The organism is Alteromonas macleodii ATCC 27126, from assembly GCF_000172635.2.
In the GTDB taxonomy this organism is placed as follows: domain Bacteria; phylum Pseudomonadota; class Gammaproteobacteria; order Enterobacterales; family Alteromonadaceae; genus Alteromonas; species Alteromonas macleodii.
In genome coordinates this window covers 1,838,773-1,855,386 of sequence record NC_018632.1, presented here as the reverse complement: position 1 = coordinate 1,855,386, position 16,614 = coordinate 1,838,773, and the positions used below count along the sequence as shown (strand labels likewise).

Sequence of the window (16,614 nt, the reverse complement as noted above, 5' to 3'; positions counted from 1 at the left end):
ATCCAAGTTCGGGTAAATACCACCCCAAACTAAGGAAAATTCGCAATTTTTGCGAATTTACCCCATATACATACCACCATTTACATGGATAGTTTCGCCTGTAATATAGGCTGCACCATCGCTTACTAAAAAGGCAACAGTGGCTGCAATTTCATCAGGCTCGCCTAATCGGTTAGCCGGAATATCTTTGAAAATGGCTTCTTTTTGGTCATCGGTCAGCGCTTTTGTCATATCGGTATCGATAAAACCAGGCGCTACAACGTTGATGGTAATACCACGAGAAGCCACTTCACGCGCCATAGATTTAGAAAAACCAATGACCCCTGCTTTCGCTGCAGCGTAGTTTGCCTGTCCGGCATTACCTGCACTGCCCACCACTGAACCAATATTCACGATGCGACCAAAACGCTTCTTCATCATACCGCGAAGTACCGCTTTTGACAGTGTGAAAATTGAGGTTAAGTTGGTGTCGATAATATCCTGCCACTCGTCATCTTTCATGCGCATTAGCAGATTATCACGTGTGATACCGGCATTATTGACCAAGATATCGATACCACCATGTGCTTCATTAATCGTTTTAATCGTGGTATCTACGCTTTCTTTGTCGGTGACATTTAGCGCAAAGCCCTTGCCGCCGAATTCAGAAAGATAATCGCTAATTGCTTGTGCACCATTTTCACTGGTTGCTGTGCCGATAACCGTAGCACCTTGCTGTGCAAGCTGCGTAGCAATCGCTTTGCCTATACCTCGGCTTGCGCCGGTAACAAGCGCAATTTTACCGTCTAATTGACTCATTGCGTTTCCTTATTGTTTTAATGCTTCAACACCATCAGGTGTATTAACTGCAAGAGATTCTAGGCTCTTGTCGATACGTTTGTTCAATCCAGTAAGTACTTTACCAGGACCTACTTCAATAACGCGCTCAACGCCCGCTGCCGCCAAGTATTCAACAGTACGTGTCCATTGAACGGGGCAATATAGTTGTCTCACTAATGCGTTCTTGATTGCATCACCTTGGGTTTCAATAGTGACATCAACATTATTCACGATATTGATTGCAGGCTCATTAACGTTCAATGACGATAACGCGTCTTCTAACTTGTCTGCTGCAGGACGCATTAACTCACAGTGTGAAGGAACGCTTACCGCAAGAGGAAGTGCGCGCTTAGCGCCCGCTTCTTTACACGCATTAGCAGCTTGCTCGGCGGCGTTCTTTTCCCCTGCAATAACCACTTGGCCTGGAGAGTTGAAGTTAACTGGTGCAACCACATCGCCTGTAGCAATAGCAGTTTGCTGACAAATATCCGCAATGGCGGCATCGTCTAATCCGATAATGGCATACATGGCACCCGCACCTGCTGGTACAGCTTCTTGCATGTATTTACCACGGGCTTCCACAAGCTTGATAGCATCAGCAAAATCCATGGCGCCGCCACATACTAATGCTGAATACTCACCAAGGCTGTGACCCGCTAGGTAATCTACATCGATGCCCTGCTCGCGAATAACACGCCAAATTGCTACGCTAGCAGCAAGCAACGCTGGTTGAGTGATATGGGTTTCATTAAGTTTACCGTCTGTATCATTTTGGACTAAATCCCACAGATCGTAGCCGAGCGCGTCAGAGGCTTCTTTAAACGTTGCTTCGATAATCGGAGAAGTCTCAGCAAGTTCCTTTAGCATACCTACGCTTTGAGAACCTTGTCCTGGAAATACACAGGCTGTCTTTGTCATGTCGATTCCTTATTATTTTTAATTTACTAGAAGCGAGAAAACGTCGGAGTTGGAGTGCCCCTTAACGAGGCAAATATCACCAAAGCAAATATCTGCAAGGCTAATAGCGTACAAGCGCCGATGCCCAAGCAAATCCGCCTCCGAATGCTTCTAGTAATAAATGCTGTCCGCGTTGAATGCGCCCGTCTCTGATAGCTGTATCAAGCGCTGTAGGCACAGTAGCAGCAGAGGTATTACCATACTGCTCTAACGTAAGCACTACTTGATCAAGAGACATATTCAGCTTTTTAGCTGTCGCTTTAATAATTCTAAAGTTTGCTTGGTGAGGTACTAACCAGTCAAGATCAGATTTTTGCATACCGTTGGCAGCAAGGGTTTGTTCTACCACTTCTGAAAGCTTGGTTACCGCAACCTTAAAGACTTCATTACCACGCATCACACCCCAGTTCTCGTGAACCGACTGCTCGTCACCTCGGGTTGGATTACCCACGTAAAGCAAATCACCGTGAGAGCCTGATGCATTGATATGTGTCGAAAGAATGCCAGGTTCATCGCTAGCTTCAATAATCGTTGCACCCGCTGCATCGCCAAACAAGATAACCATGGTTCTATCTTCAGGGTTTATCAAACGGCTTAAACAGTCGGTACCGACAACAAGAATACGTTTCGCCATTCCCGACTTAATGTATTGATCGGCAACACTTAACGCGTAGCAGTAACCTGCACATGCAGCAGCTACGTCAAAGGCAGGGATACCGTCAATATCAAGAATGCGTTGAATTTCACATGCTGTGCTTGGAAGCGCATAGCGACCACTCGTGGTGGCACACACAATCATGTCGATAGATTTCGGGTCAATGCCAGCCATCTCAATGGCTTTCTTACTGGCTTCTGCCCCCATGGTAGCAGCGGTTTCATCTGCTCCAATAATACGTCGCTCTTTTATCCCGGTACGGTCAGTGATCCATTCGTCACTGGTGTCCACCATTTGCTCTAAATCTGCGTTTGTACGCACGTCGCTGGGATAATAGCTACCTGTTCCTATAAAGCGTGAATATTTGCTCAAAGCTGCTCCAACAATACCGTTTCTATCTTTGTCTTTATCTTTTCAGGTAAATGCATCTTTGCTTCTTTCATTGCTTGCACGATGGCGTAATAAAAGGCGTCTTTTTGTGCATTTCCGTGACTCTTGATAACAATGCCGCGCAATCCTATCAGACTCGCACCGTTATACTGGTCGGGGTTCACGCTGTTATAGATAGATTTCAGTAATGGGAAGGCAATTTTTGCCAATAATCGGGTATAAAAGTTCTTCTGTGACTGGCGTTTTACTTCGTTTATCACTAACTTAGCCAGCCCTTCGCTCGATTTAAGCGCTACATTTCCGGTAAAACCGTCTGTTACCACTACATCGGCATGATCGGTGAAAATGTCGTCGCCTTCTACATAACCAATATAGTTTATGCCTGGCGCATCTTTAAAAAGCTGGTCGGCAGATTTTACCTGTGCGTTACCTTTAATATCTTCTTCGCCCACGTTCAATAAGGCAACCCGTGGCGATGCTATGCCCGCGACTTCTTGTGCAAGCACTGAACCCATAACACCATACTGGAAAAGAATTTCAGGCGTACAGTTCACGTTAGCGCCTAAATCCAAAAGAAATACGTTATGGTGCCCTGTTGTAGGCATCATATTAATGAGTGCGGGCCTATCAATACCTGATAAGGTTTTAAGCAAATAGAACGATAAGGTAAGCAGTGCACCGGTATTACCTGCGCTTACGCACGCGTTTGCCTCGCCACTTTCGACAAGTTCAATAACGCGACGCATGGAAGAATCTTTCTTGTTTCGTAGCGCTGACGTTGGCGCTTCGCCCATCTCAACGACTTGTGAGCAATGCACAATAGTAACGCGGTTTCGTTCAGCGTTGGTAAGGGGCTGTATACCTGCTTTGATGGTATCTTCATCACCGCATAACGTGAAGTGCACGTCTAGGTGAAGTTGAATAGCCTTTACGGCTGCGGGAAGGATAACAGGGGGACCATGATCGCCCCCCATGATATCTAACGCGATGGTTAGTTTAGACAAAATGTAGTCGCCGTATTACGCGCCGATTACTTTCTTGCCTTTGTAATAACCGTCAGCGGTCACGTGGTGACGACGGTGAGTTTCGCCCGACGTTGAATCGACAGACAAAGTCGCGCCTGTCAATGCATCGTGTGAGCGACGCATACCGCGCTTAGAACGCGTTTTACGATTTTGTTGTACTGCCATAACTTACTCCTGGTCTCGCTTAAGTTCTTTCAAAACCGCGAAAGGGTTTTGTCGCTCTTGTTCCGGTTCAATCTTTCCAAACGACATATCGTCTTGCTTCACTGTACACTCCGACTCTGCATGAAGGGGCACAATTGGCAAAGATAACAGTAGCTCGTCTTCAAAAATTTGAAGCAGATTAACTTCTCCGTGGTCGTTGACCTCTACCGGTTCGTAAGCCTCGGGAATGATGTCATCGCTTTCCTGTTCTTCTCCCTGCACTGGAGTAAAACAGAATTCCGCTTCCACGGGATAATCGAGTTCACCATTACACCTTTGACAGATAAGTGTTACCTGCGTGGCTAGATGGCCGTGAAAGACAGTAAGACCCTGCGCGTCTTTTTCGAACTGTACTTCTGCGTCCACATAGTCATTGCATCGGACAACTGCTTCACTCAATCGTTCCATATCTTTAGACGCAATCACGCCCCGGTAATCGGAACGTTTCATGGCACTTTTAGTCGGTTCAACCGAATGAGGGAGTTTCACTTTCTGCATAGGGCGCGCATGATATAGGGTCAACCCCTTCCTGTCAAAGCAAAATTGCGTTTTAACCTACAATAAAACGCTGTATGTGGTACGCAGTGATAATGTAACATTGTACTACTAACTGAAAGTACGCAACATATTGATTTTATAAAAGGAGTAATTGTGGCCTCCCTTGTTCTTGCCTCATCATCGCAATACCGAAAAATGTTGCTCGCCAACATTGGTATTCAGGTAGACACCCACGCACCAGATATTGACGAAACGCCCTTTGCGAACGAAAGCCCTACGGCATTGAGTTTACGTTTGGCCGAACAAAAGGCGCACAAGGTTGCCGCTGAATTAGAGAAGGTAAATAACGACACCATTATTATAGGTAGTGATCAAGTAGCTTTGGTCCAAACCGATGCGGGCCCGCAGCTACTTGGCAAGCCTGGCACGTTTGAAAATGCAGTAAACCAGCTAATGGCATGCCAAGGTAAGCAAGTGTCATTTTATACTGCACTTTGCCTTCACCAACCTAGCGCCAATAAAACGATAACGCAGGTAGATGAAACACGCGTTTTCTTTCGGCATAACAGTGAAACTGCCATTCGCGCCTATGTAGATAAAGAGCAACCATTCGATTGCGCCGGCAGTTTTAAAAGCGAAGGTTTGGGTGTATTACTGTTCGATAAAATAGAAAGCCGCGACCCTAACAGTTTAATCGGTCTTCCGATAATGCTGCTGAATGAATTACTGGGCGCACACTTCGATGTCGATTTATTAGCAATGGCTGCACAGTAAGCCACTAATTCTGTCAGAGCAGTTGTATCAAAGCAGTGCTACAAACCAGCGCTATTTGAATAGCGCTGTTTCTAGTTCACTTATAGAGTGTACAAGTGCTACAGGTAACAACGCTTCTAAATGAACCTGCGCATGTACACCGTATGACACACCTATCCTATCCATACCAATCGTTTTCGCCATTTGCATGTCGTAGGTTGTGTCACCAATCATAACGGCGTCTTCTATTTTTACACTAAGTTCATCAAGTAACTGTAGCAGCATGTCGGGCGAAGGCTTAGATTCTGCCTCATCGGCGGTACGTGACGCACTAAAGAAAGGTCCCGTCCCTGTTTGTGCCCACGCTCGATCAAGACCGCGGCGCGCTTTACCTGTCGCAACGGCCAATGTGCATCCCGCTTCTTTCAAATTGCTAAGTAACTGTTCAACGCCATCAAACAAAGGACACGGCGTTGTATCGCGAGTGACAAATGCCTCTTTATAGGCGGCGACTAAACGTTCGGCTAACTCATCGTCTTTGATATTAAAAAGCTGTTTAATGGCAGGCTTTAAACTTATACCAATAATGTGGCCTACTTCATCGTAGGTAGGAACAGGCATATCACACTGCTTTGCGGCAAGCTGCATGCAGCTAACAATTTTTGCCGCCGAATCCATGAGCGTGCCATCCCAATCGAAGATAACAAGTTTGTACTTAGGCAGTGTTTTATCTAACGAAGTGAAAGGCTGTGTTTCCACAGCCTGTTTTTTTGAATGCATAACTTACAGCGCTTTAAGTGTATTTGAGAGAGTGTCGTCTAATGGCGCGGTAAATGTGACGCGCTCTTCAGTCGCTGGGTGCAGCAGTGAAATACTGCGAGCGTGAAGGAACAGTCTGTTCAGTCCTTTTTGGCGCATTGCCGCGTCGAAATCCGCATCACCGTATTTTGGGTCACAAGCAATAGGATGACCCGCATGCAAACAGTGAACGCGAATTTGGTGGGTTCTACCTGTAATAGGCGACGCTTCAACCAAGGTTGCACCTGCGTATTCCTCTAATATGCGATAGCGAGTTTCTGACGGTTTGCCATCGTCGCTTACACTTACCATGCGCTCACCCGATTGCAGCACATTTTTACGAAGCGCCGCTTTAACTTTAAATCGGGTTTTAGGCCACTCACCTGCAACTAGCGCATTATATCGCTTGTCCATTTTACCGGTGCGAAGCTGCTCATGCATGTGGCGAAGGGCAGAACGTTTTTTAGCAATTAAAATGCAGCCTGATGTGTCACGGTCTAGTCGGTGTACCAATTCCATAAATTTGGCATCGGGACGCAAGGCTCTTAAGCCTTCGATTAAACCAAAACTCAAGCCACTTCCTCCGTGAACTGCCATTCCCGATGGCTTGTTGATAACAAGTATACGGTCGTCCTCGAAAAGGATATGCGACTCTAATGATGCAATTTTATCGAGCTTTGGCGATGGCGCAGGCGCACCTTCCGACACGCGAACCGGTGGAATTCTGATTAAATCGTCGGCTTGTAACTTATATTCAGGCTTAACACGACCTTTATTCACCCGCACTTCACCTTTGCGCAAAATGCGATAAATCATGCTTTTCGGCACACCTTTTAGCTGGGTGCGCAAAAAATTATCGATACGTTGACCAGCCAAGTCGGCTTCAACCGTTACAAAACGTACTTTTTGGGGAGCTTCTTCTTTCATAGGGGCATTATACCCTATTGCAAAGTGCCCAACATACTGAAAGTTACGTTTTACTAAATAATTATTATATCAGCGCTTAGCTAGGACTTAGAAAACCCACCTTTGCGCATACTTTTTATCCAAAGCGCATGTTTTCTGTATTTAACATCTCAATTTATAGGATTTATTCATTCGCTTTCCTTGCTAAAATTTGACTTTTAGTGCGATAATTATCGATGTTTTTAACACGATTAAATTCACGTAAAAAGAAAGGTGTGGAACAGGCATTTCGTTGCCGCACTTTAACAATGTGAAACACAGCGTTATAAAAACAACAACAAGACCGAAAATCAGCACGCATCTGAGTGTGTTGTTTTAACTTGTAAACGATAAAAGCATGGTTTGAGCGTCGGTGACATCAGCAATGATAAGTGTTCGATGAAATAACACATTCATACCGACCCCGCGAGAGAGGCAACGACTACACTGCCGTAAAAAGCGAGGCCATGCTTGCGAACATAAAATAAGTTTGCCGTTTAGCTAACAGAATTAAATGACAATTGAGTGGCAAAAATGATGCCGCTTGAAAAAATGAAATGAGTAATAAGGGCTAGTCGCTCCCGACATCCTTAAAGCAGTGTGAACATGAATGCATCTGTACGATTATACGTGTCAATTCACGGTCGTATGGGTTTGCGCTTAAGATAAAGGCGCTTGTTTATTCGCGTGAGTGTTTGCCCACCAGGGATAATGCGACGTTACAACAAGGTCCCCGTCCAGCCGTGAGGTTGCGCGGTGAGGGTTTGCACATGTCACTTTAATTTTGTGTCTTAACGGCTGTACGAAAACAGAGTTAGATACAATGAAAAGAATGTTAATTAATGCAACTCAGCAAGAAGAGTTGCGCGTTGCTCTTGTCGATGGGCAACGGTTGTATGATTTAGATATAGAAAGTCCAGGACACGAGCAGAAAAAAGCGAACATCTACAAAGGTAAAATTACCCGCGTTGAACCCAGCTTAGAAGCTGCTTTTGTTGACTACGGTGCAGAGCGCCATGGCTTCCTACCCCTCAAAGAAATTGCCCGCACTTACTTCCCTAAAGGTTACAAATTCGAAGGCCGCCCTAACATCAAAGATGTGATTAAAGAAGGCCAAGAAGTAATTGTTCAAATTGATAAAGAAGAGCGCGGCCAAAAAGGCGCTGCATTAACTACATTCTTATCGCTTGCAGGCAGTTACCTAGTACTTATGCCAAACAACCCTCGCGCTGGCGGTATTTCACGCCGAATAGAGGGCGACGAGCGTACAGAGCTTAAAGAGTCACTAAGCAAATTGGACCTTCCTGAAGGTATGGGTTTGATTGTCCGCACTGCGGGCGTTGGCAAATCTTACGAAGAGCTAGAATGGGATTTAAAAGTCTTGCTTACCCATTGGGAAGCTATCTCTAGCGTTGCTGAAGAACGTGAAGCCCCTTTCTTGATTCACCAGGAAAGTAACGTAATTGTTCGTGCTATCCGCGACTACCTACGTCGCGATATTGGCGAAATCCTTATCGATAAAACCAGTATTTATGAGCAAGCTTTACAGCACATTCAATTAGTGCGCCCTGACTTTGCAAATCGCGTAAAGCTCTATCGCGGTGAAGTGCCGTTATTTAGTCACTACCAAATCGAAAGCCAAATTGAGTCTGCATTCCAACGCGAAGTGCGTTTGCCTTCTGGCGGCTCAATTGTTATCGACCCAACAGAAGCACTAACCTCTATAGATATTAACTCTGCCCGTGCAACAAAAGGTGGTGATATTGAAGAGACAGCGCTTAACACAAACCTAGAAGCGGCAGACGAGATTGCCCGTCAACTGCGTCTTCGTGACCTAGGTGGATTGGTTGTAATTGACTTCATTGATATGACACCAGTACGTCACCAACGTGAAGTTGAAAACCGCATGAAAGACGCGGTGAGAAGCGACAGAGCACGAGTACAATTGGGTCGTATTTCTCGCTTTGGCCTTTTGGAAATGTCTCGCCAGCGTTTACGCCCTTCTTTAGGCGAATCAGCGCATCACGTTTGTCCTCGCTGTTCTGGTCACGGTACCATTCGTGGCACTGAGTCTTTGGCACTGTCTATTCTTCGTATTTTGGAAGAAGAGAGTATTAAAGAAAACACAGGGCAAATTGAAGCACAGTTGCCTGTTCCAGTTGCGACCTATCTACTTAACGAAAAGCGTAAGTCAATTCAGCTTCTCGAAAAGCGTCACGGCGTAGATTTACTGCTTATTCCTAATGCAAACCTAGATACACCGCACTACCAGGTATTACGCAGACGCCCAGATGACGTTATATCTGAAGCGAGTTACGACGTAGAGTTAATGCCTGCGGTAGAAGCTGAGACGGAAACAACGACTTCTGCTCCGATTAAGCGCGAAGAGCCAGCACTGAAAGGCCTTGTTGCACCAACGGCTGCACCTGTAGTTGCGCCAAAAGAAGAAACAGCAAAGAAAGCCGACGATGTGCCTTCACTATTTGCCCGATTTGGCAAATGGATTAGTGATTTATTCGGTAGCGAAAGCGAAGAAGAAACCAATAAAGACAAGAAGCCACAGTCTGGTAATAAAAATAGAAACAACCGCAGCCGCAATAATGACGACCGTCGCCGCAAGCCGCGCAACAAGAACAATCGTCGTGGCAACCAGTCTCAAAACAGAGACCAAGGTAAAGACCAGAACCGCGATGGTGAGCAGCAGGATAATCGCAAACCGCGCGGCGAGCAGCAGCGAGACCAACGTCAAGATCAAGATGATAAGCGCAATAACAAAGGTCGTAAGCCTCGTAAGGCACAACAACCTCGCGATGAGCAACAAAAGCCTAAGCACGAAAAGCAAGATGGCGAGCAGCAAGAAAACCAAGCGCAGAAGAAGCGTGAAGTTGCTGAACGTAGAAAACGTCGTGATAAACGCCGCAGCGTTCGTGTGAAGAAAGATGACAACGCGGTGAATACTGCTGAACAAAGCGAAGCGCAGGCCACACCAGTAGCCAAAGAAGCGACAATGCAGCACAAAGCTAAAGCTGACACCAAGCCTAAAGCGCCGAAAGCAGAGTCACCGGTCGAAAACACTGCTGAACAGAAGAAGGATGAGCAAAAGCCAGCAGTCAAAGCCGCGCAAAAGCCAGCGGATAAACCTGCTGAAGCGAAGCCAGTATCGGATGCTGTTAAGGGTGAAGGTGACTCATCAGCGATAACTAGTGATGCCGTTGATGGCACTGATGCGAATACCGACGCTAACAGTGAAGAGCATGGTCAAAAACGTGAAGGCCGTGGCCGTTCACGCCGCTCTCCACGTCACGTTCGTGCGGCTGGTCAACGTCGTAAGAAAGAGTCGCAGCAATTTGACGATTCAGACACGCAAGCTAAACAGCCTGGTGAGTTGTCACCGCAGCAGCCAGAAGTAGAAGTTGAAGCGACAGCTAAGACAGATGCACCTGTTGTCGAAGAAACACAAGCAAAAGAGCCTGGGCAACTAGCGCCAGCTGAAGAGCAACCTGTTGCTAAGCAAGAGAAAGCAAAACTTGACGTTGAAGCCGTTCAGGACGAACTTCAGTTTGATGCAGAGCCTTTAGCGGGTAAAGAGCCTTCAGCGGGAAATAAGCCTTCAGCGGATGCAGAGCCGTCAGCGAACGATAAACCTTCGGAAGCTGTAGACTCAACTGATGAAGTAACGTCAGCAGACGATAACGCGACAACTGAAGCTAAACCGGCTAAAGAAGCTCAAACTTCAGTGCAAGAAAGCAACGTTGAAGAAACGGCTCCGGCAGCACAAACGGAACCGGCAGTTGAAGCTAAAACAACGCAAGCTGATACGGCGCCAGAAGCTAAAGACGAAGCAACAGCATCGCCAGAGCAAGTTGAAATAAACTTGGCTGACGCACCTGTAGTTGCAGAACCAGAAGCACAGGTACAAGAAGCGAAAGCAGATACGCCAGCGGCTAAAGAAAAAGCTGAAACAACAGCAGCGCCTTCTTCGAGCCTAGCAGCGAGTGGCAAAGGAAAGCGTGGTGCATCGCACCCTATGGCATTGCCTGCAGCAGTAAACGACGCATTTGTTGATGTAGCGCTTACCGCTAAAGCTGACGACACACGACCTGCACTCGCAGTATCGGGTAAAACTGCAGCGATGTCGCACGTAACGTCACGTGCATCAGCAGTAACAACGCTTCCTCAGTCGGTAGATGACGTTGCCGAAGTAGCAGCAGTGGCTGAATAATTTTCAGTCGCTAGTGCGCTACTAGCTAATTGACGTAAAAGCCGCTTTCGAGCGGCTTTTTTGTTTGTTAGTGTACGTTTAACATCGAGTCCGAGTTGAGAATAAAATGTCAGATACGGTAAACCAGCAGTATATAGATTGGTTAAGCCAAGTATGTAACGCGCAAGTATTAGACACACAAATGATTCAACCTCTTTGGAGTGGCTACGGAGCGTGCTTTCGTGCCACTTTGGGCTATCCTAATAATACTTTTTCAAAGAACCAGGACGAGAGAAGCCCTTTCCAAGAAAGCCAGTATCACCAAGCTCAACAAAACCCACTTGGCGCGCAACAAAGTGGAGACGAAGCAGCGCTAAAAGTAGTCGTGAAATGCGCCACTCCGCCACACAGGCTCTCACACCCTAAAGGCTGGAATGGTGAAGCTAGCCACAACCGTAAGTGCCAATCTTTTAAGGTAGAGAACTGTTTTTATAACGACGTTCAAGTCCAAACTGATGCGTCGTGCCGTACAGCTAAATACTTAGGGCACAGCCAACAGGGCGAAGCCTCCCTTCTTGTTATGGAAGACTTAGCACACAGCGGCTATTCTCGCACGGCCTCTTCACTTACCGCTGAGCAATGCATCACTGTTCTAAAATGGCTTGCCAACTTTCATGCACGCTTTGTCAATGTAAGAGATGAATTTGATAGCCAAAGTTTACAATTATGGCCTGAAGGCACTTATTGGCACTTGGCAACCCGTGAAGATGAGTTCAACGCCATGTCGGATGGATTACTAAAGCAACATGCTGTCGATATATCTACCACGTTAGGCAACGCTCACTATCACACTTTGGTGCACGGTGATGCTAAAGTGGCTAACTTTTGTTTTACCGAAGATTTTTCTGACTGTGCAGCTGTCGACTTTCAGTACGTGGGTTATGGCGCAGGCATAAAGGACGTGGCGTATTTTTTGGGCAGTGCACTATCAACCCAAACCCACATGAAGCATCGTGATGCACTGCTCAATACCTACTTTCAAGCGCTCGAAGATGCGCTACACACTCGATTGGCTAACAATGATAGCTCGGCTTGTTTCAAGCGTGCTGATATTGCGCTTATCATTGCTGAATGGAAGTACCTGTACCCCTTCGCCTGCGCTGACTTTTATCGGTTCTTAGCGGGTTGGAGCCCCAAACACTGGAAAATAGATGAAGAGCTCCAATATCAAACAGATATTGCCTTGTCTATTCTTGAGCGCACGGCTTAAACGATTACGTTTTCATAGTGATCACGACTTTTATGAACGTACTTTTTTCTCTCTCTCGCCCTTTTTTACGTTCTATTTTTACACCAATTCAGACGACATGTCGCTGGTAGCCCATCTGCTCAGACTTACTATTTTATTGCCGTGAAACTGCACCATTAAATTACGTTTAGCGTATATAGTGACAAATAATCATAACGCTGCTGCCAATGTACAAACGTAAACTCTACCTTTTTGGGCTACTTTCCACTTTTATTCTGTTGATTGCTTTAGCCAGTGCAGCCGTATCTGCGCATTTAACGCGCACTAACTTAGCGCAAGCTCAACTCGCTCAATCCCTGCTGTCAGAGCACCAGCAGTTATCAAGTATTTCCTACAGGCTTTTCAAACAGCTAACCGATGAGCTTATTTTTGGCAAGAATGCGAACCAAGCGAAAGTGAGAAACAAACAACAACAAATAGAAAACTCGTTGAACCGTATAAAATCTCTGGAACTTGCCCAACGCGAAGCACTAGGGCTTGAGGCAACATTAGGAAGTGTTGAAGATACCGATGAACTTGAAGCGCTGATTCAAGGCATTGTGGAAGAGTTTAGAGCTATTGCACTAAGTAACGACAGTACTCCACTTAATCAACAGCAGCGCCTTCAAACATTACTAGAAGTAACTATCGACAACCAGTTTAGGGAGGCCATCAACTCTGCAGTAAACCGCCAAACAGGCGTTGTATCGCGCATTAACGCTAGCATTGAAACGCTAAACAGCAGCATTGTGTGGTTTACTATCAGTTTAGGCCTTATCACCTGTCCTTTCATTCTGCTGGGTTGTTATTGGCTATTCAATGCCCTGTATCAGCCGCTTACAGTTATTCGCACGGGTACCGATGCCATTGCCTCGGGAAACTACCACTATCGATTGCCTGAAACCCTGGATAGCGAATTTACTGACTTGGTCAAAGCACTAAATTCGATGATAGCGCGACTACAAGAACACGAAGACCAGGCTGATGCCCATCGTAAGCACTTAGAGTTTGAAGTGGAGAGCCGAACCCGGGCTTTAAAAGAAGCCAACAATAAACTCACTCAGCTGGACGCAAAGCGCCGACAATTTATGGCTGATGTAAGTCACGAATTGCGCACGCCGTTAACCATTATTCGTGGCGAAGCGCAGGTAACCCTTAGGCAGGCTGCGGCTAGCAACGAGATTTATAAAGAAACGCTGGAAACCATACTTGAGCAAGCCGTGAACTTAAGTAAGTTGGTTGATGATTTGCTGCTGCTAGCGCGTGCCGAGATGCACGAATTTACTGTAGATCTGGTTAAATCTGACTTACATAACCTGCTTACACAAAATATGGCGTTATGGCAAAAGCTCACAAAGCCAAGAGACTTAGATCTTAAATGGCTTGCCAATAATGAGGTCCAAGTGCTCATCGACAAAGACAGAATTGCGCAGGTACTGACCATCCTTATCGAAAACGCGCACAACTATTCTTATCCCGATACGCCCATTGTGCTGCGCGTTGAGAGCGAAGGCCCGAATATTAATGTATCGGTCATTGATAGCGGTGAAGGCATTTCTTCAAGTGATTTGCAGCACGTTTTTGAACGCTTCGTTAGGCTAAAGCGCAAAGGCAATGGAATGGGGCTAGGTTTGTCTATCGCTAAAGCGATAGCAGAAGCCCACCACGGTACATTGAGTGCGCATTCCACATTAGGTAAAGGCTCGCAGTTCACGTTGACGCTGCCAGTTTTACAAGACCACGCGACGTCCTTAGATTAATAACAACCGTTAAGTAACTTCGAACGACTAGGATCATAACAACAATGAAAATTCTTATTGCTGATGACGAAGCCCCCTTGCTACGCTTTCTATCACGAGGCTTAAGCGCTGAAGGTTTTGAGTGCATCGAAGAGTCGGCATTACACAACTTAGTCACGCGCATTCGCCATGAAGCCCCTGCTATTATTGTACTTGATCGCATGTTTGGTGATGAAGATAGCGTAGAGCTGCTGCCCGCAATCAAGTCGCTTCCCCATGCCCCTATGGTTTTGTTGCTAACCGCGGTGGACGAAGTACGCGAGCGCGTGAATGGTTTAAAACAAGGCGCGGATGACTATTTGTGCAAGCCATTTGACTTTGACGAACTACTTGCGCGCATAACGGCCTTAAGCCGAAGAGTGACGAATACACCGGTTACCCAATTAGGCCTCACCATCGGACCGTTAAACATCGATGACGAGTCACGTATTGCGACATTGTCTGGGGAAGAGATTTCACTCACCAAACTAGAATACGACATGCTCTACTACTTCGCAGAAAATGCTGAAAAAGTGCTGTCTCGAGAACGCATATTAAGTCGAGTATGGCGAAGTCACAGCGATCCGCTAACTAATGTTGTTGATGTGTATATCAGTAGGCTGCGACAAAAGCTTCACAGCAGTGATGCCATATTTATTGAAACTCTGAGAGGCAACGGCTATCGGTTGACCACCAGAAAATAGTCGTTTCGTCTCATTAGCTATTGCATTCATGTGTTATCCCGCCTAATTTGAACACTCGTTCAAATTTTATAAAGGATAATTATGGCTCGCTCACTTTCTTCATTACTCTCAAGGCTATGTTGCGCAACCGCTGTAGGCATTAGTCTATTGTCATCACCAGTCTTCGCTCAGACAGACACCAGGGGTGCCGCGCAGCCTGATAAGAATACAGCAATGTCTGCACGGGAATTGCGAGCACCAAAGGTTATCTTTTTCGATGTTAATGAGACCTTGCTTGACCTCACCGCCATGCGCAGCTCGGTAGGCGAAGCCTTGGGCGGTCGAGATGATTTGTTGCCACTGTGGTTCTCTACTATGCTGCATCATTCACTGGTTGATTCAACGACTGGCCGCTTTCATACCTTTGGAGAAATTGGCGTTGCCTCCTTGCTGATGGTGGCTGAAATTGAAGGTATTGAATTGACCAAAGCGCAAGCGAAAACGGCAATTGTCACGCCTTTGCGAAGCCTACCACCCCATCCTGACGTGCGCGATGGCTTACAGGCACTTAAAAACAAGGGTTATAAACTAGTAAGCCTTACCAACTCGTCTAATCAAGGCGTATATACCCAATTTAAGAATGCTGATCTTTTGTCTTATTTCGACGAGCGACTAAGTGTTGAAGACATTAACTTATATAAGCCCGATACTCGCACGTATGAGTGGGCTATTGAAAAAATGGGTATAGCAGCAGAAGACGCTATGTTAGTGGCGGCACACGGTTGGGATATTGCTGGTGCTAAACAGGCAGGCTGGCAAGCCGCGTTCATTGCACGCCCCGGTAAGGTACTTTACCCGTTAGCAATAGCGCCTGACACGGTGGTAAGCGGACTAGATGAATTAGTTTCCCAATTACCCGATGCCAAATAAGCGTTAGGGTTGATGGTATCTAGGTGCACATAAAAGCACAGCTTAAAGGTTGGCACGGGTAAACATAATTATTAGGTTAAACGCCTGGGCCATAAAAGGTCATGCAAACCAATATTTCGAGCTAGGCACTGAGCTACTCTGTTGCCGTGCCTGCTCTTTTCATATCGATGTGAGGAATATCGTCTTCCAAGTACATAGTCGAGGTGGCTTCAAACCCAAAACCTTCATAAAACCGTTTTAAATACTCTTGCGCGCCAATTTCAATATCACAGCCTGGCCATAACGCCTCACAATGATCAATGGCTTCACGCATAAGTGCTCTGCCCGCCCCTTTACCTCTGAAAGCTTCGCTGGTAGCTACTCGACCGATACTCACCGATGGATAACTAACCCCTTCGCCAAGTAATCGTGCACACGCTACCAATTTGTTATCTTGAAACCCCATTAAATGATGAGTTTTTGGATGGCGGTCTTTTTCGTCAAGCTCCGGATAGGCACAGTTTTGCTCAACGACAAAAACATCGACACGCAGCTTGAGCAAGTCGAAGAGTTGATGATTAGTCAGTTCATTAAATGTAAGTGATTGCCAGGAAACCATGTTGCCTCGATGATTTTTATTATTAACGTTTGAGTAGCGCCTTTAACAGATCCTGTTAAAGTTATAGATGTCAAAATACAAATTTTAAGATG

General features: G+C 46.1%; 15 protein-coding genes. 6 read left to right on the top strand and 9 right to left on the bottom strand.

All coding sequences use genetic code 11. The features are described from left to right. Window positions 1-57: 57 nt before the first annotated feature. From fabG to yceD, 6 genes are all read right to left on the bottom strand, one after another. Window positions 58-798, bottom strand: a complete 741-nt coding sequence (fabG, locus tag MASE_RS07915; protein ID WP_014949214.1) for a 3-oxoacyl-ACP reductase FabG — start codon at window positions 796-798, stop codon at window positions 58-60. A 9-nt stretch (window positions 799-807) separates the two neighbouring features. Then, window positions 808-1,737 (bottom strand): ACP S-malonyltransferase, encoded by a 930-nt coding sequence (gene fabD, locus MASE_RS07910; RefSeq protein WP_014949213.1) that lies wholly within the window; start codon window positions 1,735-1,737, stop codon window positions 808-810. 100 nt (window positions 1,738-1,837) lie between these two features. After that, window positions 1,838-2,803, bottom strand: coding sequence for a beta-ketoacyl-ACP synthase III (locus MASE_RS07905; RefSeq protein ID WP_014949212.1), 966 nt, complete (start codon window positions 2,801-2,803; stop codon window positions 1,838-1,840). After that, entirely contained in the window at window positions 2,800-3,825 is a 1,026-nt protein-coding gene (plsX, locus tag MASE_RS07900; RefSeq protein ID WP_014949211.1) for a phosphate acyltransferase PlsX, read from the bottom strand. The genes MASE_RS07905 and plsX overlap by 4 nt, the downstream gene beginning before the upstream one ends. Before the next feature lie 15 nt (window positions 3,826-3,840). Continuing rightward, on the bottom strand, window positions 3,841-4,011 hold the full coding sequence (rpmF, locus tag MASE_RS07895; protein WP_012518206.1) for a 50S ribosomal protein L32: 171 nt from the start codon (window positions 4,009-4,011) through the stop codon (window positions 3,841-3,843). 3 nt (window positions 4,012-4,014) lie between these two features. Continuing rightward, entirely contained in the window at window positions 4,015-4,548 is a 534-nt protein-coding gene (gene yceD / locus MASE_RS07890) for a 23S rRNA accumulation protein YceD (protein WP_014976324.1), read from the bottom strand. A gap of 153 nt (window positions 4,549-4,701) precedes the next feature. Between yceD and MASE_RS07885 the strand changes: the two genes are divergently transcribed. Next, window positions 4,702-5,322, top strand: a complete 621-nt coding sequence (locus MASE_RS07885; RefSeq protein ID WP_014949209.1) for a Maf family protein — start codon at window positions 4,702-4,704, stop codon at window positions 5,320-5,322. A gap of 51 nt (window positions 5,323-5,373) precedes the next feature. Here MASE_RS07885 and MASE_RS07880 read toward each other — a convergent pair whose 3' ends face one another. Both MASE_RS07880 and rluC read right to left on the bottom strand, forming a co-directional pair. After that, on the bottom strand, window positions 5,374-6,081 hold the full coding sequence (locus MASE_RS07880) for an HAD family hydrolase (protein WP_014949208.1): 708 nt from the start codon (window positions 6,079-6,081) through the stop codon (window positions 5,374-5,376). A gap of 3 nt (window positions 6,082-6,084) precedes the next feature. Then, window positions 6,085-7,026 (bottom strand): 23S rRNA pseudouridine(955/2504/2580) synthase RluC, encoded by a 942-nt coding sequence (gene rluC, locus MASE_RS07875; protein WP_014949207.1) that lies wholly within the window; start codon window positions 7,024-7,026, stop codon window positions 6,085-6,087. Between the two features lie 841 nt (window positions 7,027-7,867). Here rluC and rne point away from each other — a divergent pair. From rne to MASE_RS07850, 5 genes are all read left to right on the top strand, one after another. Then, complete coding sequence (gene rne, locus MASE_RS07870; RefSeq protein WP_014949206.1) at window positions 7,868-11,266, top strand: ribonuclease E; 3,399 nt, start codon at window positions 7,868-7,870, stop codon at window positions 11,264-11,266. A gap of 106 nt (window positions 11,267-11,372) precedes the next feature. Continuing rightward, a complete protein-coding gene (locus MASE_RS07865) occupies window positions 11,373-12,515 on the top strand; it encodes an oxidoreductase family protein (protein ID WP_014949205.1) in 1,143 nt (380 codons plus the stop codon). Window positions 12,516-12,721: 206 nt separating this feature from the next. After that, a complete protein-coding gene (locus tag MASE_RS07860; protein WP_014949204.1) occupies window positions 12,722-14,293 on the top strand; it encodes a sensor histidine kinase in 1,572 nt (523 codons plus the stop codon). 44 nt (window positions 14,294-14,337) lie between these two features. Continuing rightward, window positions 14,338-15,015, top strand: a complete 678-nt coding sequence (locus MASE_RS07855) for a response regulator transcription factor (protein ID WP_014949203.1) — start codon at window positions 14,338-14,340, stop codon at window positions 15,013-15,015. A gap of 81 nt (window positions 15,016-15,096) precedes the next feature. After that, entirely contained in the window at window positions 15,097-15,924 is an 828-nt protein-coding gene (locus tag MASE_RS07850; protein WP_014949202.1) for a haloacid dehalogenase type II, read from the top strand. Between the two features lie 133 nt (window positions 15,925-16,057). Here the strand turns inward: MASE_RS07850 and MASE_RS07845 are convergent, their stop codons facing one another. Beyond that, window positions 16,058-16,522 (bottom strand): GNAT family N-acetyltransferase, encoded by a 465-nt coding sequence (locus tag MASE_RS07845; protein ID WP_014949201.1) that lies wholly within the window; start codon window positions 16,520-16,522, stop codon window positions 16,058-16,060. Between the last annotated feature and the right edge of the window lie 92 nt (window positions 16,523-16,614).

What these genes read in the sequence shown, in the direction of transcription:
- MASE_RS07880 (WP_014949208.1), bottom strand. Translation starts at nt 6,081, where the DNA reads ATGCATTCAAAAAAACAGGCTGTGGAAACACAGCCTTTCACTTCGTTA.
- yceD (WP_014976324.1), bottom strand. Translation starts at nt 4,548, where the DNA reads ATGCAGAAAGTGAAACTCCCTCATTCGGTTGAACCGACTAAAAGTGCC.
- MASE_RS07850 (WP_014949202.1), top strand. Translation starts at nt 15,097, where the DNA reads ATGGCTCGCTCACTTTCTTCATTACTCTCAAGGCTATGTTGCGCAACC.
- MASE_RS07865 (WP_014949205.1), top strand. Translation starts at nt 11,373, where the DNA reads ATGTCAGATACGGTAAACCAGCAGTATATAGATTGGTTAAGCCAAGTA.
- rluC (WP_014949207.1), bottom strand. Translation starts at nt 7,026, where the DNA reads ATGAAAGAAGAAGCTCCCCAAAAAGTACGTTTTGTAACGGTTGAAGCC.
- rpmF (WP_012518206.1), bottom strand. Translation starts at nt 4,011, where the DNA reads ATGGCAGTACAACAAAATCGTAAAACGCGTTCTAAGCGCGGTATGCGT.
- rne (WP_014949206.1), top strand. Translation starts at nt 7,868, where the DNA reads ATGAAAAGAATGTTAATTAATGCAACTCAGCAAGAAGAGTTGCGCGTT.
- MASE_RS07855 (WP_014949203.1), top strand. Translation starts at nt 14,338, where the DNA reads ATGAAAATTCTTATTGCTGATGACGAAGCCCCCTTGCTACGCTTTCTA.
- MASE_RS07845 (WP_014949201.1), bottom strand. Translation starts at nt 16,522, where the DNA reads ATGGTTTCCTGGCAATCACTTACATTTAATGAACTGACTAATCATCAA.
- fabG (WP_014949214.1), bottom strand. Translation starts at nt 798, where the DNA reads ATGAGTCAATTAGACGGTAAAATTGCGCTTGTTACCGGCGCAAGCCGA.
- fabD (WP_014949213.1), bottom strand. Translation starts at nt 1,737, where the DNA reads ATGACAAAGACAGCCTGTGTATTTCCAGGACAAGGTTCTCAAAGCGTA.
- MASE_RS07860 (WP_014949204.1), top strand. Translation starts at nt 12,722, where the DNA reads ATGTACAAACGTAAACTCTACCTTTTTGGGCTACTTTCCACTTTTATT.